Origin of the sequence: Aeromonas sp. R4-3 (assembly GCF_040908275.1) — a bacterium.
GTDB lineage: Bacteria > Pseudomonadota > Gammaproteobacteria > Enterobacterales > Aeromonadaceae > Aeromonas > Aeromonas rivipollensis.
This window is the reverse complement of sequence record NZ_JBFODK010000062.1, coordinates 24676-48628: the sequence shown is the minus strand read 5'-3', so window position 1 is coordinate 48628 and position 23953 is coordinate 24676. Positions and strand designations below refer to the sequence as shown.

Here is a 23953-nt window from a genome sequence, read left to right as displayed (position 1 = left end):
AAGGGGCGTTGGGGGAGCGTAAAATCGGCGTAAAGAAGGCCACTTTCAGAGGGGATCGGGTGGGAGGGGATCAAAAAACCCGGCCTGAGCCGGGTTTGGGTAAAGGAGTTACATCGTTGTAGAAGCTGGCCTGGTAGTGATAGACCAGCTTCATCTGCCCTTATCGCATTGTCACGAATTCTTCCGCGCTGGTGGGGTGGGAAGGGGAACGCAGTTGTCGGTTTGGCCTCTGCCTCCCTGTTCCTCAGCCTCAACGCATGGTTCTGGCTTACTGCCACGTGTTTGGTTAGGAAAGTAGGGGGGATTCAATCCTAAGGCCTGTAATGTACCAATTTGGGCAGTTTGAGCACTTTCATTGAATAGTAAAAGTTGCTAGCACTTTCACATGTGAAAGTTTTTTGGGATATATGTAGGAAAGAAATATAGGTTCACACTGGCCGTAGACATCCTATCTGAGCCTGGCCACAGCAGAGTATTAAAGTATCATTCTAGCTGTAGCTCAGGTTTGGGCATTTCCAAGTTGGCGATTTTTATAAATTAGCTGTATACGGATAACTTCAAGTATCAAAGGCAGATTTAACGTGTTCCAACTTTAATCCTCGTTATTAACCAGGCTAGGTCTCATTTCGAGACGGAACTTAAATGCTTTGAGCTCATTTATCTAAACATTTTTAACCAAGCATGCCTGTGCTTAGTTTAGTTGTTGCGTTAATTGCTGAGTAAACTTGATTTTTTAACAAAAGGTCCCAAATATCTAGACATTGGTTAATAACCTCATCATCTTCATCATCTCCTGCTTCTTCATACAATCGCTGGAGAACTTTGATTAAATCTGAATCCCTAATATTCATAGCGCGCTGGTTTTTATCAACAGCATCAGAACTTACAATATTTTTGACAAGCTGCAATAACTCGTTAGAGATACCAACAAGGTTGACTTTGTTTTCATCTAGATAGTGGAATATTTGCCAAAGGTTATATAACGCAGCTTTTGAATTTGCTAACACAGAGAAGAATGATGCAGTATCAGTTCTTGACCAATAATTTTTGTTATTAACACTTCTACCAATTTTTTCCAATATAAGCTTATCATCATCATTCGACAAAACATCATACAGTGGAAGTAACTTTTTTATTGTTGCATTATAACGAGACTCTGTTAAAAATTGTGAAATTACGCTTGTTGCACCACTTTTTAATGGAGTATCCCACTTTTTAAGTGTATGAATTTCTTCACTAAACAGTTCATAGAAAAACCAACGAGCAGCGATTTGACGACCTGCTTCCTTCTTCACTTCATCAAAAGGCGAGTACTTCATTCTTAAAGTTAAATTTAGATACTGTTCACGAAACGAGCTATCTTCTGTGAAGCCATCGTTAAAAAAGTAATGATTACCCCTGATACAGGACATTCTCAAATCTTTATTACATAACGCTAAGAATTTTTGGTGCGCCAACTGTCGGTTGTAATTGTATATTGGTAATAGAAGTTCAGAAGCTGAATAATTCACTGCTGGATGAGGGTCATTAATTACGTCATCCAAAGAGTTAATTAATTCACTTGCCAACTTGTCACTTTTCCAATATAAGTGACCAATTGCACCAAAAGCAACGCCTCTGCAACAATTTATTGCATTGGAAGCTAAGGTTCTAACAAGAACATCTTGAACTACATTAGGTTCGTTATTCACTATTACATTTAGCTTTTCTGGTTCAGGATCCTTAGCTGTTTTTGAAAGCTTTAATAATAGATCAGTCATTTTGTTTGACCAGCCATCTTCAGCTATTCGTCTATCAAAAACTCTAACTATTTGATATTCATATCCTTCATATCCAAAGTGATTTATAACTTTTTCTATAAGCCCTACAGGGCAAAGTTGCCATCCACTTCTATATTGTTCACTAACTCTGTTTTGATCTGTATTAGATAAGCCATAATAAATCCACTCAATATAATCTGAATCTATATTGGAAGGCAGTGTTAATGCTAAACTAGCAAACCTTTCTGGCTCATTAATTACGGCAGTTTCTAGGCTTCTGGCAAATTGTTCTACGCTTGATTCATGAACAACTTGCTTGCCTGCTTGACGCCAAGTTTTCCTATTGGTTCTCTCTTTGGGAGTTAAAATCAACTTAGTCCAAGTAAGGTTTGATAAAACATTACCTAATGGAAGTGGTGAAGTTACCATGCCTCCTGAGCGCCTTAAATGGAAAGCACGACAAAAGTCTCTTTCGGTGTATTCAATAAATTTTCTATTCAAAACGCCGATTAACTGATTTGATTTTTCAGAGCGTCTTGATTGCGATAACTTAGGTAATAAGAAGTATTGAAGCTCACCCCAATATGAATAATAAATACCTTTTCGGCTGCACTCTAAGCGCCATTTATAGTTATCAATAGATCTATTGGGTGTGTAGTTGTAAATTTTTTCTTCTAACTGTAGGAATAAGTCTTCACTACAATGGGGAGAAAATTTATCAACTAACTCACCTGGTAGTTTCCATTCCGGTTCAATATAGGTATTTCCACAATTCAATCTTTTTTTCGGGGTATAGAGCAACCAACTAACAACTGTGTCGGCTTCACTAGTGGGGTAACATTTTAGAACTTTTGCTATCAGGTGGTTCAATACTGGGCTTGCAGAGTTTAAGTGTGTAGCAATCGCTTCAGCGAGCTTTTCAGGTTGCTCTTTAAGGCATTCTGCGGATCGCTCTATCACTGAAAAAACACAATGAGTAATGCTTTCAACGGCATCGTAGTTTGATTGTCTGTCTTGGCACAGCCATGCCTCATGTATTTGCTCATCATCAATATCGCGAACAATAGAATGGACTATATTAAGTAAGCGCTTTAATGCTTCAAAAGGTATTTGGTTTGAAATTTTTCCAATACCTTCTAAGTCAGACTCGGTAAATATATCTCGGTGAGATATAGCATCGACTTTATCTCTAGATATATATTTATTTTCACCCAAAACTTCCTTGTAATGATTAAGAAGTATTTCGAGAAGATCTAAGGTTCGTATAGGTGTTTTCTTAGCTAACATTTTCCAGTGTATGAAATGAGCGTTTACGCCTGCCGTTAATAGCTGTTTTCGGATCTCAAACATATCATCAGAATCGTTTTCAATATCCCAGCATAAGGACTCATAAACTCTATTGTTCCATTCTTGGGATTTTCCAATGTATGGAACTACCGTTTTCAACACAACGTCAGGCTTTTGATCTGCTATAGACCTTAAGATTCGCAGTAATTTCGATACAAGATCTTTATCTGTAGCATTATCCAACCATGCGTTTAGAGCGCCTTGTTCTGACAAATAATGAACTAACTCAGGATTTGAGTAGCATGTTGATGATAATAGGTGGGGTAAAAGTTCAGGTGATTTAACAATGCCATCAACTAAATTTTTTGCTGGAGCGTTAAAGTTTTTAATTTCTTTAAGTGAGTTAAATATCAAATACTTTAAGTGAAACCTAATATTTTTACTTTGAAGTAGTGAAGACGCTATTTTGCAAAAATCTTTTTGGCTTTCTGTAAGCAACATGCTCATTGCGTACTTTAAGTGCTCTCTTCTTGTTAATGTTTGTTGGGAAAAGTCACCAATCTCTTCTAGAAGTTTATCGAATGAATCCTGTGCGGCGCTAAATAACCTGACACCTACTTGATAATCGAAGAGTGCTTGATGGCTAAAGCTTATTTGCTTGTTTTGTTTTGTAACCAAACCGACAGACAGCAATGCGCTCAATGCAGTTAGCGATATATTGTGTAGGGATGTTTCTGATACAGAGAACTTTGATTTACTAATCATTTGATGTAAAAGTTCATTTATCACCAACAAGTTTTGGTTGGGATCCGTTATTTTATTTGCCTCTAATACTCTGTTGTCCCAATAGCGTTTAACAAGTTCAAGCTTGTTCGTAAAGTCAGGGGCGCGTTCTTCCGAAAGAGCTATAGATATGTATATGCCAAGCCAAAGAGGAATTTTAAGTGTATCTTGTTGCTCTGCTGATAAAGTCTCATATTTCTCATAAGGTTGAACTAATTCTTTAACCGTTTCGTCTGAAAGACTAGACAGTTTTACTGTGTTTAACTTATCATTTATCGAACTTAACCAAGCATTTAAAGCAACATCTTCGCTGATATCAAAATCTCTTGAGGCAAATACTATACTAATATCGACATTAGAATTCCTGAGTGTTAATACTTGTCTTACGATCTCTTGACACACATGAAGAGCATTGTCTGAGTGAGCAGCTGTCCACCTAATAGCATCTAATTGGTCTAACACTAGTACAATTTTATTATTCAAAGCATATTTTGCTAGAGAATACGTTGGAGTATATGAAAAACCTAATGCTCGGCCAAAAGCATCAGCACTAGTTTCTACCTTACATCTGTCTAGCCTAATTGGTACAACAATTGCACCTTGCAACTCCAGCTCATTCTTTAATTCGAGCAATAGGGCACTTTTACCCATTCCAGCCTCAGCCATTAAAAGAGTTATTGCGTGGCTTTGCGTAGACTGAATGAGCTCATCTAGTTCAGGTCTATGAATATTGCTATTTGCAATCAAATAAGGGGTTATTGACTGTTCGAAGTTGGTGTTTAAATTGTTAATTATTGGCGATATTCTATCATCAGCTTCAAGTACTTTAGCTTCAAAGCCTGATTTTTGTAGATCTTGAAAAAGGTCGTGAGCGGTTATCTTAGTTCTCAATTTGTCGTCATTGTCAGCGTAGTGTTTTAGAAAGCTGACAAGTTTGACTGGATTTCCTACGAATAGCTTATTTGCATAATCGTTGAGCTGTTCATTGGAGTGGGTGTCGATTGTGTATGGGAATACATGAAACTTTGCGAGGAATTGACGAGCACTATCTAAATGCAATTCATTATTAGTATTTAATCCTAACTTGTCGCAAATGTAGTCAAAGTCTTTTTTACGAGTTTTGCTTGTTGATATTTGATGCTCGTAATATTGATTGACATCTTCTGGACTATTTCGGGAACTATCCTTTAAATCGGACATCTGTTTTGATGGGAGTGGAGAAATTATATAAAACTCTCGTTTTCCTCTTTCAATTTGTTCAAAGGCATTTTTTAGTATCCCTTTCTCATAAAGAAGCGCAACACTCCAATGTTCCGCATCACCAGCACCAACTTTACATTGATGATGTTCAAGGCTTGCGTCTGAATTTTCAACTATGACATCGGTACCAACTTCATCATTACCTAATGGTTCGACCGTTACAGATGCTATCTTTTCGTCCAACAAGCGCAGTAACTGATAAGCAACCCAATTTGCTTCGTAGCGATTACCTAATTTTTCGGCATACCCGCCTGCTTCCATTGCCATGTTAATCTCCAAAGAGCAGTTGCATTGGCTTAACTTATGTCACTCTAAGCCATTAATAGTAGACACTTTGTATCATTACTAAAATTCGGTCAACTCAGTATGCCAGAGTCAGCCTCAAGTCACTCTGCTAACTCGAAATGGGGCATAAACGTGTTAGAAGAGGCTGTGTATTGATGAGTCGATAAATGAAGGCCAGAGAACGATGCTCTGGCCTCTCAGTTTTTCTACAGCACGAACGTGTGTAGGTGGGTTTTCTACATTAACCCCTCATAGTAACAAAATCTTCCGTGCAGGTCGGATGGGGAGTGGGAACGCAGTGGCCGGTTTGACCTCTATGCTCCAGCTCCCTCAGCGCATGGTCACAAACTCTTCCGCGCTGGTGGGATGAATGGCGACGCAGTTGTCAAAGTCCGCCTTGGTGGCCCCCATCTTCATGGCGACGCCGAAGCCTTGCAGAATTTCGTCCATGGCGAAGCCGATGCCGTGCAGGCCGACCACCTTCTCTTCCGGCCCGACGCAGACCAGTTTCATCCGGGTGGGCTGGCGATGCTGGGTCAGGGCCGAATACATGGCGGTGAACTGGCTGCGGTAGACCTTGACCTGGCTCTCGCCATACTCGGCGATGGCCTCCGGCTCGGTCAGTCCTATGGTGCCTATGGGCGGGTGGCTGAACACCACGGTCGGCACCAGATCGTAGTTGAGGTGCTCGTCGGGCTTGTTGTTGAACAGCCGCTCCGAGAGGCGACGACCGGCCGCGACGGCCACAGGGGTGAGCTGGATGCGGCCGGTGTTGTCACCCACCGCATAGAGGTTGGCGACGGCGGTATTCTGGAACTTGTCGGTCGGGATGAAGCCCTGCTCGTCCAGGGTGATGCCGGTGGCGGCCAGGTTGAGGTTGTCGGTGGCCGGTACGCGGCCTATGGCCCAGATCAGGCAGTCCACAGTGAGGTGGCGGCCATCTTCCAGTTGCAGGGTCAGGCTGTCGTCGGCGTTCTTGACCACGGCCTTGGGCACGGCGTGGGTGTGCAGCTTGGGCCCTTCCTGCGCCATGATCTCCACCAGGGTCTCGTGGATCATGGGGTCGAAGTTGCGCAGCGGCGCGTGCTTGCGCACCACCAGATGGGTCTCTGAGCCGAGGGCCTGCATTACGCCGGCGATCTCGACCGCGATATAGCCGGCACCGACCACGGCGACCCGTCTTGGCTGGGCTTGCAGATCGAAGAAGCCGTCGGAGTCGATGCCGAGTTCGGCACCCGGTATGGTCGGGACTTCGGGGCGGCCGCCGGTGGCGATCAGTATGTGATCGGCGCTGTACTGCTCGCCATCAACCTCGATAGTGTTGCTGCTGACGAAACGGGCGAAGCCCTTGATGACGGTGATCTGGTTCTTGCCCAGCACGTTCTCGTAGGACTTGTGGATGCGGCCAATATAGGCCTGACGGGACTCGACCAGCTTGGCCCAGCTGAAGTGATTGAGGGTGGTGTCGAAGCCGTAGTCGGCCCCGTATCTCAGGGCATCGGCGATCTGGCCGGCATACCACATGGCCTTCTTCGGCACGCAGCCGACGTTGACGCAGGTACCCCCCAGCTCTTTGGCTTCAATCAGGGCGACTTTCTTGCCGTACATGGCAGCCCGGTTGGCCGAGGCGATGCCGCCGCTGCCGCCGCCGATGGCGATATAGTCAAAATGCTGTGCCATTGCGAGGTTCTCCGCTCGTTAAGAATGCAATCACAGCATGATGGGGACAAAGTGGCCGGCTCACAAGAGCCGGCGCTCAGTTCTGCCGGATCGGCAGGCGGATATGGAACTGGGCACCCTGACCAGGTTCGCTGGCGCAATGGATGCGGCCACGGAGCAGCTGCACCACCAGGTTGTAGATGATGTGGGTGCCGAGCCCGCTGCCACCCTGGCCCCGCTTGGAGGTGACGAAGGGATCGAAGATGCGCGGCAGTATCTCAGGGGGGATGCCGCGACCGTTGTCACTGTAATCGATGACCAGCTCGTCACCCTGCTGCTCCACCCTGATGGTGATCTTCTTGGGCCTGTCCCAGCCGTCGAAACCGTGATGGATGGAGTTGAGGATCAGATTGGAATAGATCTGGGTGAAGCTGCCGGGGAAGGAGTAGATGGCCAGCTTGGGATCGCACTGGATGTCGACCTCGCACTGGGCCTTCTTCAGCTTGTAGCCGAGGGAGACCACCACCTGATGCAGGTTGTCGGCGAGGCTGAAGTTGTAGCGCGCCTCGGACGACTGATCCACCGCCACCTGCTTGAAGCTGGCGATGAGCTCGGAGGCCCGCCTCAGGTTGCCCTGCAGCAGTTGCATCGACTCGTCGAGGTTCTGGGTGAACTCGTTGAGATAGGAGCGCGACAGCTGCTTGGCTTCTAGGTGCTGCTTGAAGTCGGCCACCCGCTCCTGCAGATAGGAGGAGGCCGTCACGCTGATGCCGATGGGGGTGTTGATCTCGTGGGCCACGCCGGCCACCAGGGAACCCAGGGAGGCCATCTTCTCCGACTCCACCAGGGTCTGCTGCGCCTGTTTCAGATCGTCATAGGCCTTGCCCAGCTGGTCGTTGGCATCGCTCAGGCTGCGGGTACGCTCCGCCACCTTGCCTTCCAGCTGTTCGTTGAACAGTATGATTTCCCGCTCCACCTTCTTGAGGGGGGTGATGTCATAACCGAAGCCAATCAGATACTTGAGATTCGGCCCCTCGTAGAAGGGGGCGAAGGTCCACTGCAGGACGAGCTCGCTGCCCTGCTGGTCATGCATGGTGATCTCCCTGTCCTCGAGGGAGCCCTGATCCGCCAGGGTGGCCGCCAGCTCGGCCCGCTGCTCCTCGCTGACGAAGAGATCCAGCCAGTTGTGCTGCAGCAGCTCCTCGTGGTGGTAGCCGGTGAGCAGTATGGCGGCCGGGTTGATGCTGGCGATGTTGAGATCCGGCTCCATGCAGCAGATGACCATGTTGGCGGAGTTGATCAGGGTGGCGGAGAAGTCCCGCTCCTGCTGGAGCTGATCCGCCGCCTGATGGCGGGCGTTGAACTCGTCGTTCAATCGGGTGCGCATCTGGTTGAGGGTGGCGGCCAGCGCATCGAACTCGTCCGGGTGCTTGCGGGGCAGGGGACGCCCTTCCAGCGTCAGCTCCACCGCCAGCCGATCCAGACTCAGTTTCTGGGCGTAGCTGACGATGCGGTTGATATGACGGATCACCAGGTAATAGATGATGACCAGGATGCAGAGCGAGACGACCAGGGTCTTGATGGTCTGGCTGACCAGGATCAGCACCGATTTCTCGATCAGCCGCTGATAGACCTGATCCAGGGTGGCGGCGACGAACAGCTTGCCGACCACCTCTCCCTGATAGGTGAGGCTGAATTCGCGGGAGATATCGTATTGCGCCTGCTCCACCCCCTGGGTCAGCAGCGGCACTTCAGAGTTGCCCAGCATCTCCTTGACCATGACGAACTGCATGTTGGGCAGGTTCATGATGCCTTCGATCTGCACCTTGACCTGCTCTTCATCCAGGTTCCACAGACTGGCGGAGATGGGTTGCAGGAAGGAGGCCTCGATCTGGTCGATGCTCGCCTCTATGACGGTGACGTCCTTGTTGTAATCCCAGGCGAGCTGCAACACAGTGATGACCAGCGCCAGCACTGTGCTGCAGATCAGAATGTAGGAAAGCAGACGATAAGAGAGTCCGTTAAGGCCTATGGCCCTGGAGAAGATTCCTGACATGGCATCCTTGCGGTCTGGATTGCGAACGGCCTAGTTTAACTGCTTCATGGACTCATGTCGTGTGCCATCAAATGGATAAAAATAAGGCCCCTTTCGGGGCCTTGTTGCTGTTGGCTGAGGATCAATGGTTTCCTTTCGCCTTGGCTGGAATGGACTCGTCGAATTCCGGCAGCGGTTTGTGCTCCGAGGCCAGGAAGGTATAGATCACCGGCAGCACGAACAGGGTGAACAGGGTGCCTATGGCCAGACCCGCCACTATGACGATGCCGATGCTGAAGCGCTGGGCCGCGCCCGCGCCTGCTGCATAGAGCAGCGGGATCAGGCCGGCAATCATGGCCGCCGTGGTCATCAGGATGGGGCGCAAACGAACCTTGGCAGCCTGCATCACGGCCTGCATCCGGTTCATACCGTGCAGCAGTTGCTCCTCCTTCGCCACCTCGCAGATCAGAATACCGTGCTTGGTAATCAGACCGACCAGGGTGATGAGGCCCACCTGGGAGTAGATGTTCATGGTGGCCAGGCCCCATGCCAGGGCAATCAGGGCCCCGCTGATGGCAAGGGGTACCGACACCATGATCACCAGGGGGTCACGCACCGACTCGAACTGGATGGCCAGCACCAGGAAGATGATGGCCAGGGCCAGGGCGAAGGTGGCGTAGAGCGCATTGCCCTCGGTCACGAACTGGCGGGCTTCCCCCATGAAGTCGTAGCGATAGCCTTGCGGCAGCTTCTCTTCGGCGGTGGCCTTGAACCAGTTGATCGCATCCCCCATGGCCACGCCGGGTGCCGGTACGGCGCCTATGGTGGCGGAGTTCAGCTGGTTGAAGTGGGGCAGGGCGCGGGGCTCGCCAACCACTTCAATCTTGATCAGGCTGCCCAGCGGGATCGACTTGCCGTCGGCGGCGCGCACGTAGTAACCCTTGATGGACTCGGGGTTGAGGCGGTATTTGCGCTCCACCTGCGGAATCACCTCGTAGGAGCGGCCATCCAGATCGATCCGGTTGACATAGCCGTCCGCCATCATGGTGCCCATGGTGGTGCCTATGTCCTGCATGGTGATGCCGTAGGCACCGGCCTTGTCCTTGTCGATGCTGATCTTCATGGTGGCCGAGTCGTAGTTCAGATCGAGATCCGAATAGACGAACTGGCCGTTGGCCTGGGTCGCCGCCAGCATCTCACCCGCGATCAGGAACAGGCTCTCGAAGCTGTTCGGGGTGGTGATGACGAACTGGATGGGCAGACCGCTGGAGGCACCTGGCAGCTCGGGGAACTGGAAGGTGGTGATGGCCATCCCGGGGATGTCCTTCACCAGACCGGCCACCCGATCCAGCACCTCTTTCTGGCTCGCCTCACGCTGGCTCCAGGGCACCATGGAGGCGATGCCGAAGGCCTGGTTGGCGTTGAACACCCCGGAGAAGACCTGGGAGTAGGCGATCTCGGGCTGGTCATCCAGCACCTTGTTCACGTCCGCCATGGTGTTTTCGATGTAGTCCAGGTTGGCATTGGACGGTGCAGTCCCCAGCACGGCCATGACGCCCTTATCCTCGGACGGGGCCAGCTCGCTCGGGATGAACTTGAACAGCAGCGGCAGGCTGCCGAACACTATGACGGCGAACAGTATGACCACGATGCGGCGCTGCATGACAGCATGCAGCATGCTGTCGTAGCGGGCCGTCATCCGATCCAGCAGGTGATGCACAGTGCTCTCGAACTTGCTCGGGGTCTCGTTGGCCCTGAGCATCTTGGAGCACATCATGGGCGACAGGGTCAGGGCTATGATGCCGGAGACGAACACGGCCCCCGCCAGGGTCAGCGCGAACTCCTTGAACAGGGAGCCGGTGATGCCCCCCATCAGGGCGATAGGCGCGTACACCGCAGCCAGGGTCACCGTCATGGCGATGACGGGCACCGCGATCTCCCGGGTGCCTATGATGGCGGCCCTGAAGGGTTCTTCCCCCTCCTTGATGTGACGATCGACGTTCTCCAGCACCACTATGGCGTCATCCACCACCAGACCGATGGCGAGCACCATGGCCAGCAGTGTCATCAGGTTGATGGAGAAACCGAACATGTCCATCATCATCACCACGCCGATGAGACTCAGCGGTATTGTGATGATCGGGATGATGACGGCCCGGAAGGAGCCGAGGAACAGGGTGATCACCACCAGTACTATGGCGGCCGCTTCCAGTATGGTCTTGATGACCTCGTGGATGGACTCGTTGATGGCGATGGTGGAGTCATACAGGATGTTGACCTGCATGGTGCTCGGCATGTTGCTCTTCAGGCTCGGCAGCAGCTCCAGCACATCGTGGGCGATGTTGATGGGGTTGGCGGTCGGCGCGGCATTGATGGCAAGCACCACGGCTTCACGGCCGTTGGCGCTGGCGCGATAGATGTCGTGGCTCTTCTCCAGCGACACCTTGGCGATGTCGGAGAGGCGGATCACCTTGCCATCCCGGGTCGCCACCACCAGACGCTTGAGCTCATCGGTATTGCTGACCTGGGTCTCGGCATTGCCGTTGAACAGGGTGAAATAGCCGGTGGCCTGACCGGTGGCGGACTGATAGTTGTTGCTGTTGAGCACAGTCATCACGTCGCTGGCGGTCAGGTCGAAGGCGGCCATCTTGGCCGGATCCAGCCACACCCGCAGGGCAAACTCGACCCCGCCGTAGAGGTCAACCTTGGATACCCCGCCCACGGTGAACAGCTGGGGCTTGATGACCCGCTCCAGGTAGTCGGTGATCTGGCTGGAGTTCAGCTCGGGGCTGGTGAAGCCCATGTAGAGCACCGCAGTGGTGGAACCCGTGGAGGAGGTGACCGAAGGGTCTTCCGCCTCTTTGGGCAACTGGGAGCGCACCGAGTTGACCTTGGCCAGGATGTCGGACAGCGCGGCGTTGGGGTCGGTGTTCAGCTTCATGTAAGCCGTCACCGTGGAGCTGCCCAGCTGGCTGGAGGAGGTCATGAAGTCGATGTTGTCGGCTTGCGCGACCGCCTGCTCCAGAGGCTGGGTAATGAAGCCCTGGATCAGATCCGAGCTGGCGCCATAGTAGCTGGTGTTGACCGTGATGACGGTGTTGATCACCTCGGGATATTCCCGCACCTGCATCTTGAAGATGGCCTGGAAGCCCAGCAGGGCTATCAGGAAGCTGAGCGAGATCGCCAGCACCGGCCGTTTTATGAATATGTCAGTAAATCGCATCGCAGATCTCCGCGCTTACAGCATCGGGGTTTGTGCCGGAACGGCAAGGGCATCGTTTTCGACCACGTGCACCTTGGTATCGTTGCTCAGGCGAACCTGACCCGACAGCACGATTTGATCGCCAGCCTTGATGCCGGACAACACATGGACATCATTGCCGCGACGCTCACCCGCCTTCACCACCACCTGCTTGGCGCGTTTCACGCCGTCTGCCTCGTGAATGACGTAGACGTTCTCGCCATAGAGGGTGAAGGAGATGGCAGACTGCGGGATCACAATCTGGTCTTTCACCGTGGGCAATATGATGCTGGCGCGGGCAAACATGCCGGAGCGCAGCTGACCGTCGTTGTTCGGGATGTTGGCTTGCACCTGGATCAGGCCGCTCTGATAGTTGACGGCTGGTTCGATGGCGGTGATCTGGCCGTCAAACTGGGTCTGGGGATAGGCATCCACGTTGATCTTGACGGTCTGGCCCAGAGTAATTTTGGAGATATCGGTCTGGGGCACGGTGAAGCGCAGGCGCATCACGCTGGTGTCTTCCAGTCGCACTATCTCGGTACCGGGTTCCAGGTACTGGCCGAGGAAGACGTTGCGCAGACCCACGACGCCACCGAAGGGGGCGCGGACTTCGCGGCGGGCTATGGTGCCCTTCAGGCTGTCGATGTCCGCTTCCAGTGAGCGATAGGCCGCTTCGGCATCATCCAGCTGATCACGGGAGATGGAGTTCTTCTGGTACAGGTTCTGGTAGCGCTCGAACTTGGCACGAGCCGCAGGCAGCCTGGCCTGGGAGGCGTTCAGGTTGGCCTTCTCCACGCTGGAGTCCAGGCTCAGCAGCAGTTGATCCGCCTTGACCTGAGCCCCGGATTCGAAGCTGATCTTGTCTATGGTGCCCGCCAGCTCACTGGAAAGGGTGACCCCCTGGTTAGGCTCGATGAAGCCGATCGCCTCTATGGTGGGGACCCAGTCTTGCGCCTTGGTCACCATGGCAGTCACCGGGAACTCGGGCTCGGGTCGATTGGCCATGAACTCTGCAATCTTCTTCTGCTTGAACATATTGAAGCCGATGACACTGCCGAACAGGGCGAGTGCTATCAGCAACATGATGGCCATCCACTTTTTCATGAACAGGCTCCTGTGATGGAATAATTAGGGTTTAAAATGGCATTCCAGCTGGCCCGGATGACCGTCTCCAACTGTTCTTGCGTCAACTCAAATTCGTGAGCCTGGCGTTGTTGTACCAGGTTGACCACGCAGCTCAGGCTCAGGGCCTGCAGCACCAGAACGGGCAAATCGATGAACAGGCCCTGCTGGCGTCCCTGTTCGAAGAAACGCTCAAGTGGGGCCCATGTCGCCATTATGACCGGATCCCGCTCCAATTCAGCCCCCAATGGAGAACTTTCGTACTGCAATTTGCATTTCAGTACATTGGGATGGCTGGCAAAGAGGGCGTCGATATTGAGCCAGAGGCGTCGATACTGCCGATATGACACCTCTTCTATCTGCACATCTTCCATGACCAAGGGATGACACTTGAGAATGGTGTGCTGATAAAGCTGGCGGACAAGATCATCCTTGTCGCTGAAGTAGCGATAGATGGTGCCTGCCGCTACCTTGGCTTTCTTGGCAACCGCGGCGATGGAAAGGCCGTAGAAGCCCTGCTCGCCGAGGATTTCGTGCGCTGCCTCGAAAATCCGTTCTTTCTTATCCATGATGATCAGACTTCAGCGAGTGAATGAACGTTCATTCATTCTAGGTGGAGAGGAAAGCAAGTCAAGGGATGCCAGCCACTTTACTGCCAGAAGAGGATCCAAAAGCGGGCCGAGTGAGGACGTTTTTGGCCGAATGGCTGAAGAAGAGGTATAAAAGTGCACGAAAAGATTGAAAAACAAACACTTGAACCGTGGGGATAAAAAAAGAGTAGACAAGGTGGGCGCCATCATCAATAATGCGCCCCGTTCGACAGCGTAGCGCCCGTAGCTCAGCTGGATAGAGCGCTGCCCTCCGGAGGCAGAGGTCACAGGTTCGAATCCTGTCGGGCGCACCATCAAAGTGCGCCAGTTAAGCGGGCGTTGTTGTGGAACAAAACAGCTGTGGTGGCTGTAGCTCAGTTGGTAGAGTCCCGGATTGTGATTCCGGTTGTCGTGGGTTCGAGCCCCATCAGCCACCCCATTTTACAGCTTGTCAGGTATGCGAAGGTGGCGGAATTGGTAGACGCGCTAGCTTCAGGTGTTAGTGCCCCCCGGGTGTGAGGGTTCGAGTCCCTCTCTTCGCACCATACTTGCTGTATGACGAGGATGACCACATGGTCATCTTTGTATTTTGGAAATACCCATCGGTGATTAGCGCAGCCCGGTAGCGCATCTGGTTTGGGACCAGAGGGTCAAAGGTTCGAATCCTTTATCACCGACCACATTCTGAAAACCTCGCTTCGGCGGGGTTTTTGCTTTTCTGTGTATCTATCATTCCTCTGTCACCTCTTCTTACATTTCTGCAGGCGCCTGTTCGCCGCGAGTTCGGTATGCTTGGCCGGGAGCCACCAGAATAGTGGACACCCGCGACCCATTCAGACACAGGCCTATGCATCATCATGCCCCTTCACATCCGATTGCTCGCCCTGATGGCACTGTTGCTCGGCGGTTGTGCCTTGCAGCCGAGACCTGAGAGTCTGCTGATGGGGGCCGCCCCCAGATCAACGCCGGTTCCCCCGGCCACCCTGGTAACTGGCGGCGGCTTCTGCGTGGCCCTGAGCGAGCAAGGTAGCCTGCTCACCCAGCCTTGCGATCAGAGCCCCCGCCAGCTGTTCACCTGGGATGCGGGGGCCTTGCAGCTGGCGCAGGGTTGCCTGATCGCCAGGGGGGACGACGGCCTCGCCGTGGGAGAGTGTCAGGACGACAGCCGCCAATGGCAGTGGCAGGGGGATAGACTGTTCAACCGGCAGGTTTCACTGTGTCTGGATGTGGCTGGTCGCCGCCACAGAGCCGCCGTGCCGCTACGACTGGCCGAGTGCTACGGTGGCGCCAATCAGAGCTTCACCTGGACGCCGACCGGCAGCCTGCTGGATCGCCTGGGCCTGCCAGGTCTCAGTTGATGATGGGGCTACGCTGGGTGGCATAGGGATTCCCATAGGCTCTATCGCAGGGGCCCTGAGCGGCGCTCTGGTCGGCGGTGCAACCGGTGGGGGTATCGGGCTATGGCTGGGTCGCACCCTGGATCGCCAGCTCTCCCGGCAATACTGGTGCAAGGAGTGCAACCACAGCTTCAAACGATGAGGGCACTCGCGCGCCATAGTGTCATGGCGATCCCGGGGAGATCGCCATGATGGCAGGGATCAGGCCGCGCCAGTCTGATTGATGGCGAACAGCTGCTCCAGATAGACGGCGACGCCATCCTCATCCGAACTCAGGGTTCTGTCGTGTTCGCTCAGGGCCAGCTTGAGACGATCATGGGCGTTGCCCATCACCACACCCCGGCCCACCATGCTCAGCATCTCGAAGTCGTTCATGCCATCACCGAAGGCGACCGCCTGGGACATCTCAAGCCCATGCTGCTCCAGCACGGCGCGCACGGCATTGCCCTTGTGCACCCCGGCGTGCATCACCTCGAGGCAATCCGGCAGGGAGAAGGTGACGTTGATCCGATCACCATAACGCTGGTTGAGCTCAGCCTCTATCTGCAGCAGCTTCTCGTGTTCGCCGATGTAGAACACCTTGTTGATCTTGTCCAGCGGGTGGCTGGCGAGATCGGTCAGGCGATAGCTGAAGCCGGAATCGTGATGGAACTGCAGCAGCCAGGGCATCTCCTCTTCCACCAGCCACTCGTCGCCGTAGTAGACGTTGATGTGGATGGAGGGGTCGCGCTCCAGCGCGATCAGTTCGGCCGCCACAGTGCTCGGCAGTGCCTGGTTGAAGACGAGAGTATCCTGCTTGTCGTGCACCACGGCGCCGTTGGAGGTGATGAGGTAGATATCCAGCCCCAGGGCATCGCGGATGCTGCGCACATCCACATGGTGACGGCCGGTGGCCACCACGAACTTGATCCCCTGATCCACCAGACGGTGCAGGGTATCCCGGGTGCGGGGGGAGATCTGGTGCTGCCCGTTGAGCAGGGTACCATCGAGATCGGACACAACTACCTTGAACATCATTACCTCGGCATCAGTGGAACGCCGGGGCAGTGTACCCCAGCGTCTTGCGCCACCCCATTTATTTAGGGATCCAAAAAATAACCAGTCCCGGGGTCTGTTGCCGTGCCGGACCAGGCCGCGCCTGGGTGGCAGGTGACGCCATTTTGGACACGGGACGCTGGCCACTCCTCTGGCAAGTCATGCAACTGGCCACTAGAAGCGGGCGAAGAAGTCCAGGGTCGCGGTCAGGGCAGGCAGACGTTGTGCATCGGCCTCGATAAACAGCTCGTGCCAGCCCCCCTCGATCCGCAGCGGCTTACCCCCTTCACAACTGGCCCTGGTGCAGAACTCGTCCTGGGCCGCATTGTCGACTATGCCGTCATCCCCCGCCTGGATCAGCAGCAGTGGCGTCTTGATCCTGTCTGCCTCCGCGATGGCGGCATCCCCGGCCTTGATACCCTCGCGGATCCAGTGCGCCGTCACCCCGCCCAGCTTGATCTGCGGACGCTGCTCATAGAGCTGGCGGAATGCCTGGTAGCGGGGCTCGCTGTGGCTCAGGCCGTTGTCGGCGAATTCATGGGAGACATAGCCGGTCTGGCCCGGGCCATAGGGGGGCTCGCCCCACCAGCTGCCGACCGTATCCATGGTGGCCGCCAGTCCCTGGGCCAGCCACTTGGGCAGGCCGCCGAGGTTGATGCCCATCATGGGGGAGGAGAGCACGGCCGCCTTGACATCATCCGGCCAGCGCTCCAGATAGCGGGCCGAGATGGCGCCGCCCATGGAGTGGGCCAGCAGGAACAGCTTGGCAGGCTTGTCCGCCAGTATGACGTCGTCATGGAACTGCTTCAGATCCAGCACATAGTCGTCGAAGTCGGCGACATAGCCCTTCTCCTTGTCGGCCAGCAGGCGATCCGACAGCCCCTGGCCGCGATGGTCGATGAGGTAGAGGCTGTAGCCCTGACGCCACAGATCCCAGGCCAGCTCCTGATACTTGAGGTAGCTTTCGACCCGGCCGTTGACGAGCAGTATGGCTCTGTCCACCTTGGCCTGGCGCAGGGCAGCGTAGCGGATGGTCACCCCGTCCTTGCCCTTGAACTCCCCTTCGACGGCATGGTCGCGCCAGAAATCCGGCAGGGTCTGTTGATGGAGGGCGGGGACTTCGGCTTCCGTGGTCAGCTGATAGGGATTGGTCACGGCAAGGGCTCCGGCAGAAAACAGGGTCAGGGCCAGCAGGGCAGAAGATAACCGGTTCATGATGCGTACTCCTGTTGCCAATGCTGGTAGAGGGCTGGGATATCGCCCGAGCAGAGCAGGGGCATGGCCGCCTGCAGGCGGGGCAGGGGCCAGTTCCACCACTGCATGGCCTGCAGCATGGAGATCTGCTCATCGGTGAAGCGGCGACGGATGGGTTTGGCCGGGTTGCCGCCCACTATGGTGTAGGGGGCAACGTCTTTGGTGACGACTGCCCGGGTGGCAATGACGGCGCCATCGCCTATGGTGATGCCGGGCATGATCATGGCTTCCGAGCCTATCCAGACGTCGTTGCCAACCTGGGTATCTCCCTTGCGCTGGAAGCCGTCGTGTACGCCATCACCGAAACGGGTGGCGTCGAAGGGGAAGGTAGAGGCCCAATCCAGCCGGTGGCCCTGATTGCCGGCCAGCATGAAGGTGGCACCCGAACCTATGGAGCAGAACTTGCCGATGATCAGGCGATCCACTTCGCCCCAGATGCCGCTCTCCCAGGTATCCCGGGTCGAGCCGTCACCCAGCAGATAGCGTACGCAGTGATCCTCGAACGGTTTGCCATGGTAGTAGCCGGAATAGTAGCTGTAGTCGCCTGCCTCGATATTGGGGTTGCTGAGATGATCCCGTATGACCTGGGATTCCAGCCAGCTACCGAAGGGATTCTCCATCACTCCTCCTGCCACGCTTGATCTTCCTGTTGTGCGGCCCAGCCCTTGCGGGTCAGCTGCATCCGTTGCCACCAGGCCTCGTCCGCCAGGATCTCGCCGGCTGGGCCGAGCTGGGGATATGGCATCTCTTTCTCTTTGCAGAGCTGGGCATAGATGGGGTAGCCCCCCTCGAACAGTATGCTGTTCTGCTCCTCCAGGTCGAGCGGGCAGCCGCGCTGGTAGCAGCCGGCCAGCTCGCGCTGGCGCTGGGCTTCATACAGGATGGCGGCGGCGGCCACGGAGACGTTGAGGGACTGCACCATGCCCACCATGGGGATGACGATATGGTGATCGGCCAGGGCCAGCGCCTCTTCCCCTATGCCGTGCTTCTCCTGGCCCACCAGGATGGCTGTCGGTTTGGTGTAGTCGATGGCGCGAAAGTCCACCGAGCTCTCCGAGAGATGGGTCGCCAGGATCTGCATGCCGGAGGCTTTCAGTTCGGCCACTGCGCTGCCTATGTCCGGGTGCAGCTTGACGTCGACCCAGTTCTGGCTGCCGCGGGCGGTGCCCTTGCGCTTGTGGATCCAGGTTTTGGGCCAAACGGCGTGGACCCGGTGAATGCCGATGGCATCGGCGGTGCGTACTATGGCGGCCAGGTTGTGAGGCTTGTGGACCTCTTCCATGCAGACGGTTAAATCAAGCTGGCGCTGGGCCAGCATGTCGGAGATCCGTTTAAAGCGTTCAGGAGTCATATCGGTTTCTATGCAGTGAGGCTTGTGCACTCTTCCCGTGCATGCAGACGGTTAAATCGAGCTGGCGCTGGGCCAGCATGTCGGAAATCCGCTTGAAGCGTTCGGGAGTCATATCGGTTTCTATGCAGTGAGGCTTGTGCACTCTTCCCGTGCATGCAGACGGTTAAATCGAGCTGGCGCTGGGCCAGCATGTCGGAAATCCGCTTGAAGCGTTCGGGGGTCATGGCTTGTCTCTATAAAAGCATCAGGCGGCTCGCGCCGCCTGTGTGATCAGTTCTTCTGTCGACTCACCCTGAGCACATTGGGCATTACCCGGATCTTGCGCATTATGTTGGCAAGGTGGATGCGGCCCTTGGTGGTGATGAGCAGGGTGACCAGATAGACCCGGCCATCCTTCTCTTCTGTGCTGATGGCGTGGATGTTGGCGCCGGTGGCGGCAATCACGTTGGCCAGCTCCGCCAGGGCACCCTGGTGGTTGACGATCTCGATGCTGATGCCGGTGCGGAATTCCTGTTCCTGATCCTTGTCCACTTCCCACTGCACCGGCAGGTACTTGTCCGGCTCGCGGCTGTAGCCCTTGATGTTGCGGCAGGACTCCTGGTGAATGACGAGTCCCTTGCCCGGGCTGATGTGGGCGATGATGGCATCCCCCGGGATCGGACGACAGCAGTTCGCGAAGGTGACCAGCATGCCGTCGGCCCCCTTGATCGGCATCTTCTTGCTGCTGGATTTCGGTTGTTCTTCCGGCGGCAACTCGTCACCCAGCATGCGGCGGGCCACCATGACGCTCATGGCATTGCCAAGGCCCACGTCGGCCAGCAGGCCCTGCAGGTTCTCGTGCTTGGTGTCGGCCAGCACCTGCTTGATGCGCGGCTCGGGTATGTCTTCGATGTTCTTGGCGCCGAGGGCATGGTTGAGCAGGCGACGGCCCAGCACCACAGACTCTTCGGTGCGCAGGTTCTTGAGGAACTGGCGGATCTTGGAGCGCGCCTTGGTGGTCACCACGAAGTTGAGCCAGGCCGCATTGGGGCGGGCGCCCGGTGCTGTGATGATCTCCACCGTCTGGCCCGAATGCAGCGGACTGCTGAGCGGGTAGGGGTGACGGTCGACCCGGGAGCCGACGCAGGCGTGACCGATGTCGGTGTGCACCGTGTAGGCGAAGTCCACCGGGGTGGCGCCGGCGGGCAGCTCCATGATGCGGCCCTCCGGAGTGAAGACGTAGATCTCGTCCGGGAAGAGGTCGGTCTTGACCCCTTCGATGAATTCGAACGAGCTGCCGGCGCTCTGCTGCAACTCCAGCAGACTCTGCATCCAGCGCTGGGCGCGGATCTGGGCCGTGGTGCCCGAGCTGTCGCCATCCTGCTTGTAGGCCCAGTGGGCGGCGACCCCCTTGTCGGCCATCTGATCCATGAACTCGGTGCGGATCTGCACCTCCACCGGCACCCCGTGAGGCCCCACCAAGGAGGTGTGCAGGGACTGGTAGCCATTGCTCTTGGGAATGGCGATGTAGTCCTTGAAGCGGCCGGGACGCGGCTTGTAGAGGCTGTGCATCTGCCCAAGCACCCGGTAACAGGTGTCTATGTCCTTCACCCTGACGCGGAAGGCGTAGATATCCATCACCTCATGGAACTGCAGCTCTTTCTTCTCCATCTTGTTGTAGATGGAGAACAGATTTTTCTCGCGACCGCTGACCTGGGCATCGATGCCGGCCTCGCGCAGGCGACCCTCAATCTCGCTCTCGATGGAGTCGATGATCTCGCGGCGATTGCCGCGGGCGCGGCGTACCGATTCCCGCAGCACCCGGGAACGCATGGGGTAGAGCGCCTCGAAGCCCAGCTCTTCCAGCTCGTTCTTCATGGTGTGAATGCCGAGGCGGTTGGCGATGGGGGCGAAGATCTCGAGGGTTTCCCGGGCGATGCGGCGACGCTTGTCCGGCCGCAGTGAGCCCAGGGTGCGCATGTTGTGGGTGCGATCGGCGAGCTTGATCAGGATGACCCGGATATCCTGGGTCATGGCCATCACCATCTTGCGGAAGTTCTCGGCCTGGGCTTCCTTGCGATCGCGGAACTTCAGCTTGTCGAGCTTGGAGACGCCGGATACCAGCTCGGCGACGGCGTTGCCGAACAGCTCGGCGAGATCGTCCTTGGTGACCGGGGTATCTTCGATGACGTCGTGCAGCACGGCGGCCATCAGGGTTTCGTGATCGAGTCGCATGTCGCCGAGAATGCGGGCAACGGCAACCGGGTGGGTGATATAGGGCTCGCCGCTGGAACGCATCTGTCCCTGGTGAGCGTCACGGGCCACCACATAGGCTTGCCTGAGCTTCTCAACCTGCTCTGGAGGCAGGTAGGAACTGGCTATTTCTTTAAGGTTTTCAAATAAATACAAGACAGTCCCCGCAGCGGTGAAACGACAATCCGTGGAATTGAGGGTATGCCCTCGAGTTTGCGAGGTTTTCGAGCGGTTGTAAATGGGAAGAACAGTCGGCACCCGGGCGGGCGCCGACTATGAGAAATAACTGACTTAACCGCGGCCTTCGGCGATGGCAGCAACGGCAGCCAGCTCGGCGGCTTCCTGCTCTTGCTGCTCGTAGCGGTCCTGGGTATCCATCACCTGGTTGTTGACCAGACCCAGTTCGATCTCGCGCAGGGCGATCACGGTCGGCTTGTCGTTCTCTTCGTCGACCAGGGGATCTTTGCCTTGTACCGCGATTTGACGGGCGCGGCGTGCGGCGACCAGCACCAGGTCAAAACGGTTACCTACCTGTTTTACAGCATCTTCTACAGTAACGCGTGCCATGCAGGACTCCAGTGTTTGGGCTTTCTGTGTTTGAAAAAGCAGTGTTTAAAAATGACGCAAAAGTTTACTTGTTTTTGGCCTATTCTGCCAGTAGCTGTTGCAGCAAGTTTTGTTGGGCCTGCTGCTGCTGGCGCAATTCCAGCCGCTGGCACTCTATGATGGCCCTGAGCTGGAACAGCGCCTGCTCAAAGTCTTCATTGATAATGACATAGTCATACTCGTCGTAGTGCACCATTTCGGCAATGGCTTTCGCCATCCGGCCGGCGATCACTTCGCTGCTGTCCTGGCCGCGGCCGATCAGGCGGCGCTCCAGCTCTTCCCGGCTCGGAGGCAGGATGAAGATGGACTTGGTTGGCATCTGCTCGCGGATCTGGCGGGCACCCTGCCAGTCGATGTCGAGGAAGACGTCGATGCCCCTGGCCAGACAGGCCTCGATGGCGGCGCGGGAGGTGCCGTAGTAGTTGCCGAACACCTCTGCCCACTCCAGAAAATCACCGCGCTCGATCAGCGCCTTGAACTCTTCCACCTGCACGAAGTGGTAGTGCACCCCGTGCTCTTCGCCGGGGCGAGTGGCGCGTGTGGTGTGGGAGACGGAGAGTTGCATCTTGCCGGCGTCGTTGTGCTGGGTCAGCAAGGCATTGAGCAGGCTGGACTTACCGGCCCCGCTCGGGGAGGAGATGATATAGAGAGTGCCTTGTTGCGCCATGTCTGTACCTTTAAGCGATGACCCGTGTTTTGGTTGTAGCAGAGGCTGCCGTCATGTGCCCGAAAGGGAGACAGTCACTCGCAAAACGCGGGAAATTCTTGAGTCGGGAGGTTGTAAAGGCGGCGAATGTTAGCAGATGGGGGCGGATAAAAAAACGGCCGGAATCATATTCCAGCCGATCAAAGTATTCGTTGCTTGCTGCGGGAGCGTTACCCACATCGGCCGCTATTCTGCCCCCGGCACTCGGCTTGGGCCATCAGATTATCCCTGCCTCAGGGCTCGGAATTTCCGAGTTGCTCCTCAGCCCGGCAGCTGGCGCTCGGTACAGAGCCGCTCGAAGGCGGCGATGACACGTTCGCTGGTTATCTTGCGCATGGCGTCCGGATCCTTGAGGCGGGTGCGCCAGTCGAGCGCCGCCAGCGGCTTGCCGGTCTCCTGCTCGATCAATTCTTGATAGACGCTGACCGCGTGCTCGCGGCACAGATAGGGGCCGGTGCGATCCGGGTTGTGATGGGCGTAGAGGCCGATCACCGGCGTGCCCACCAGGGTCGCCATGTGGGTGGGGCCGGTATCGGGGGCCAGCACCAGGCTGGCTTCCTTGATGAGCGCCAGCAGTTGCTTGAGGTTGGTCTGCCCCATCAGATCCACCGGCTTGCTCAGGCTCAGGCGCTGGATGTCGGCGGCCAGATCCCGCTCCAGCTTGGCCGGCCCGCCGCAGAGGTAGACCTGAAACCCCTTGCTGGCGGCGTGATCCGCCAGGGCGGCATAGCCTTCGGCAGTCCAGTTCTTGAATGCCTTGCTGGCGGCGGCGCAGATGAGCAGGGTCGGTTTGCCGTCTATCTTCTCCCTGGCCCAGGCCTGATGCTCGGCGCTGATGGGCAGTTGCCAGTCCGGGGTCAGATCCTGGATGCCAAGCTCTTTGGCGAAGGCGAGAAAGCCATCCAGCACATGGGGGGAGGCGGGGGACGGCACTTGATGGTTGGTGAACAGCCACTGGCCGTCGTTGGCCCGCTCCTTGTCGAACCCGAGCCTGATCTTGGCCCTGATGCCGAGGGTGGCGATGCTGGCCCGCAGGGCCGCCTGCAGGTGGAGCAGGGCATCGAATTTGCGCCCCTTGAGGGTGCGCCAGAGATCGCGGTAGCCGCGCCAGCCCTTGCTCTTGTCGAAGGGGATCACCTCGACCCCGGGCAGATCGGCAAACAGGGTCGCCTCTATCTTGCCGGTAATCCAGGTGATGCGAGTCTCTGGCCAGGCCCGCTGGATGACGCGCACCAGCGCCAGCGCATGGCAGCAATCCCCGATGGCGGAGAGCCGCAGGATGCAGATAGAGGAGGGCGGCGTTTGGAACAGCGGCATGATGTGGCGCAATGGTGGCAAAATGGATGGATG

General features: G+C 55.5%; 15 protein-coding genes and 4 tRNA genes. 5 read left to right on the top strand and 14 right to left on the bottom strand.

Translation table 11 applies throughout. From position 1 onward, the window contains the following. Window positions 1–671: 671 nt before the first annotated feature. The 6 genes from AB5Y91_RS20050 to AB5Y91_RS20025 all read right to left on the bottom strand — a co-directional run bounded on the left by AB5Y91_RS20050 (window position 672) and on the right by AB5Y91_RS20025 (window position 14001). Window positions 672–5357: a hypothetical protein gene (locus tag AB5Y91_RS20050; protein ID WP_368170619.1), complete on the bottom strand. Its 4686-nt coding sequence runs from the start codon at window positions 5355–5357 to the stop codon at window positions 672–674. Between the two features lie 348 nt (window positions 5358–5705). After that, window positions 5706–7055 carry a glutathione-disulfide reductase gene (gene gorA / locus AB5Y91_RS20045; RefSeq protein ID WP_168236099.1) on the bottom strand — a complete coding sequence of 450 codons (1350 nt, stop codon included), beginning with the start codon at window positions 7053–7055 and terminating at the stop codon, window positions 5706–5708. A gap of 76 nt (window positions 7056–7131) precedes the next feature. Further along, the gene (locus tag AB5Y91_RS20040; protein WP_111911397.1) at window positions 7132–9090 is read right to left on the bottom strand and encodes an ATP-binding protein; all 1959 of its coding nucleotides are present in this window, start codon (window positions 9088–9090) and stop codon (window positions 7132–7134) included. A gap of 121 nt (window positions 9091–9211) precedes the next feature. Continuing rightward, window positions 9212–12292: a multidrug efflux RND transporter permease subunit gene (locus AB5Y91_RS20035; RefSeq protein WP_111911399.1), complete on the bottom strand. Its 3081-nt coding sequence runs from the start codon at window positions 12290–12292 to the stop codon at window positions 9212–9214. Between the two features lie 15 nt (window positions 12293–12307). Next, window positions 12308–13414, bottom strand: coding sequence for an efflux RND transporter periplasmic adaptor subunit (locus tag AB5Y91_RS20030; protein ID WP_163156830.1), 1107 nt, complete (start codon window positions 13412–13414; stop codon window positions 12308–12310). Beyond that, entirely contained in the window at window positions 13411–14001 is a 591-nt protein-coding gene (locus tag AB5Y91_RS20025; RefSeq protein WP_106885358.1) for a TetR/AcrR family transcriptional regulator, read from the bottom strand. The genes AB5Y91_RS20030 and AB5Y91_RS20025 overlap by 4 nt, the downstream gene beginning before the upstream one ends. 258 nt (window positions 14002–14259) lie before the next feature. On the opposite strand from AB5Y91_RS20025, the gene AB5Y91_RS20020 reads away from it, so the two are divergent. The 5 genes from AB5Y91_RS20020 to AB5Y91_RS20000 all read left to right on the top strand — a co-directional run bounded on the left by AB5Y91_RS20020 (window position 14260) and on the right by AB5Y91_RS20000 (window position 15380). Next, window positions 14260–14336, top strand: a tRNA-Arg gene (locus tag AB5Y91_RS20020). Window positions 14337–14385: 49 nt separating this feature from the next. After that, window positions 14386–14461: transfer RNA gene (locus AB5Y91_RS20015), tRNA-His, on the top strand. Window positions 14462–14481: 20 nt separating this feature from the next. Further along, window positions 14482–14567, top strand: a tRNA-Leu gene (locus AB5Y91_RS20010). Between the two features lie 58 nt (window positions 14568–14625). Further along, a tRNA-Pro gene (locus AB5Y91_RS20005) sits at window positions 14626–14702 on the top strand. Window positions 14703–14879: 177 nt separating this feature from the next. Further along, window positions 14880–15380: an RICIN domain-containing protein gene (locus AB5Y91_RS20000; RefSeq protein WP_368170618.1), complete on the top strand. Its 501-nt coding sequence runs from the start codon at window positions 14880–14882 to the stop codon at window positions 15378–15380. Between the two features lie 240 nt (window positions 15381–15620). On the opposite strand, the gene AB5Y91_RS19995 is transcribed toward AB5Y91_RS20000, so the two are convergent. The 8 genes from AB5Y91_RS19995 to AB5Y91_RS19960 form a co-directional block, all read right to left on the bottom strand. Beyond that, on the bottom strand, window positions 15621–16433 hold the full coding sequence (locus AB5Y91_RS19995) for a Cof-type HAD-IIB family hydrolase (RefSeq protein WP_111911448.1): 813 nt from the start codon (window positions 16431–16433) through the stop codon (window positions 15621–15623). A 195-nt stretch (window positions 16434–16628) separates the two neighbouring features. After that, on the bottom strand, window positions 16629–17669 hold the full coding sequence (locus AB5Y91_RS19990; RefSeq protein ID WP_368170617.1) for an alpha/beta fold hydrolase: 1041 nt from the start codon (window positions 17667–17669) through the stop codon (window positions 16629–16631). Beyond that, the gene (locus AB5Y91_RS19985; RefSeq protein WP_171275147.1) at window positions 17666–18328 is read right to left on the bottom strand and encodes a CatB-related O-acetyltransferase; all 663 of its coding nucleotides are present in this window, start codon (window positions 18326–18328) and stop codon (window positions 17666–17668) included. The genes AB5Y91_RS19990 and AB5Y91_RS19985 overlap by 4 nt, the downstream gene beginning before the upstream one ends. Continuing rightward, the gene (gene trmH / locus AB5Y91_RS19980) at window positions 18328–19059 is read right to left on the bottom strand and encodes a tRNA (guanosine(18)-2'-O)-methyltransferase TrmH (RefSeq protein WP_167402194.1); all 732 of its coding nucleotides are present in this window, start codon (window positions 19057–19059) and stop codon (window positions 18328–18330) included. The genes AB5Y91_RS19985 and trmH overlap by 1 nt, the downstream gene beginning before the upstream one ends. A 270-nt stretch (window positions 19060–19329) precedes the next feature. After that, window positions 19330–21447 (bottom strand): bifunctional GTP diphosphokinase/guanosine-3',5'-bis pyrophosphate 3'-pyrophosphohydrolase, encoded by a 2118-nt coding sequence (gene spoT, locus AB5Y91_RS19975; protein ID WP_106885353.1) that lies wholly within the window; start codon window positions 21445–21447, stop codon window positions 19330–19332. A 135-nt stretch (window positions 21448–21582) separates the two neighbouring features. Next, window positions 21583–21858, bottom strand: a complete 276-nt coding sequence (rpoZ, locus tag AB5Y91_RS19970; protein WP_005307060.1) for a DNA-directed RNA polymerase subunit omega — start codon at window positions 21856–21858, stop codon at window positions 21583–21585. Between the two features lie 79 nt (window positions 21859–21937). Beyond that, window positions 21938–22564: a guanylate kinase gene (gene gmk, locus AB5Y91_RS19965; RefSeq protein ID WP_106885352.1), complete on the bottom strand. Its 627-nt coding sequence runs from the start codon at window positions 22562–22564 to the stop codon at window positions 21938–21940. A gap of 300 nt (window positions 22565–22864) precedes the next feature. Beyond that, window positions 22865–23932: a glycosyltransferase family 9 protein gene (locus tag AB5Y91_RS19960; protein ID WP_368170637.1), complete on the bottom strand. Its 1068-nt coding sequence runs from the start codon at window positions 23930–23932 to the stop codon at window positions 22865–22867. Between the last annotated feature and the right edge of the window lie 21 nt (window positions 23933–23953).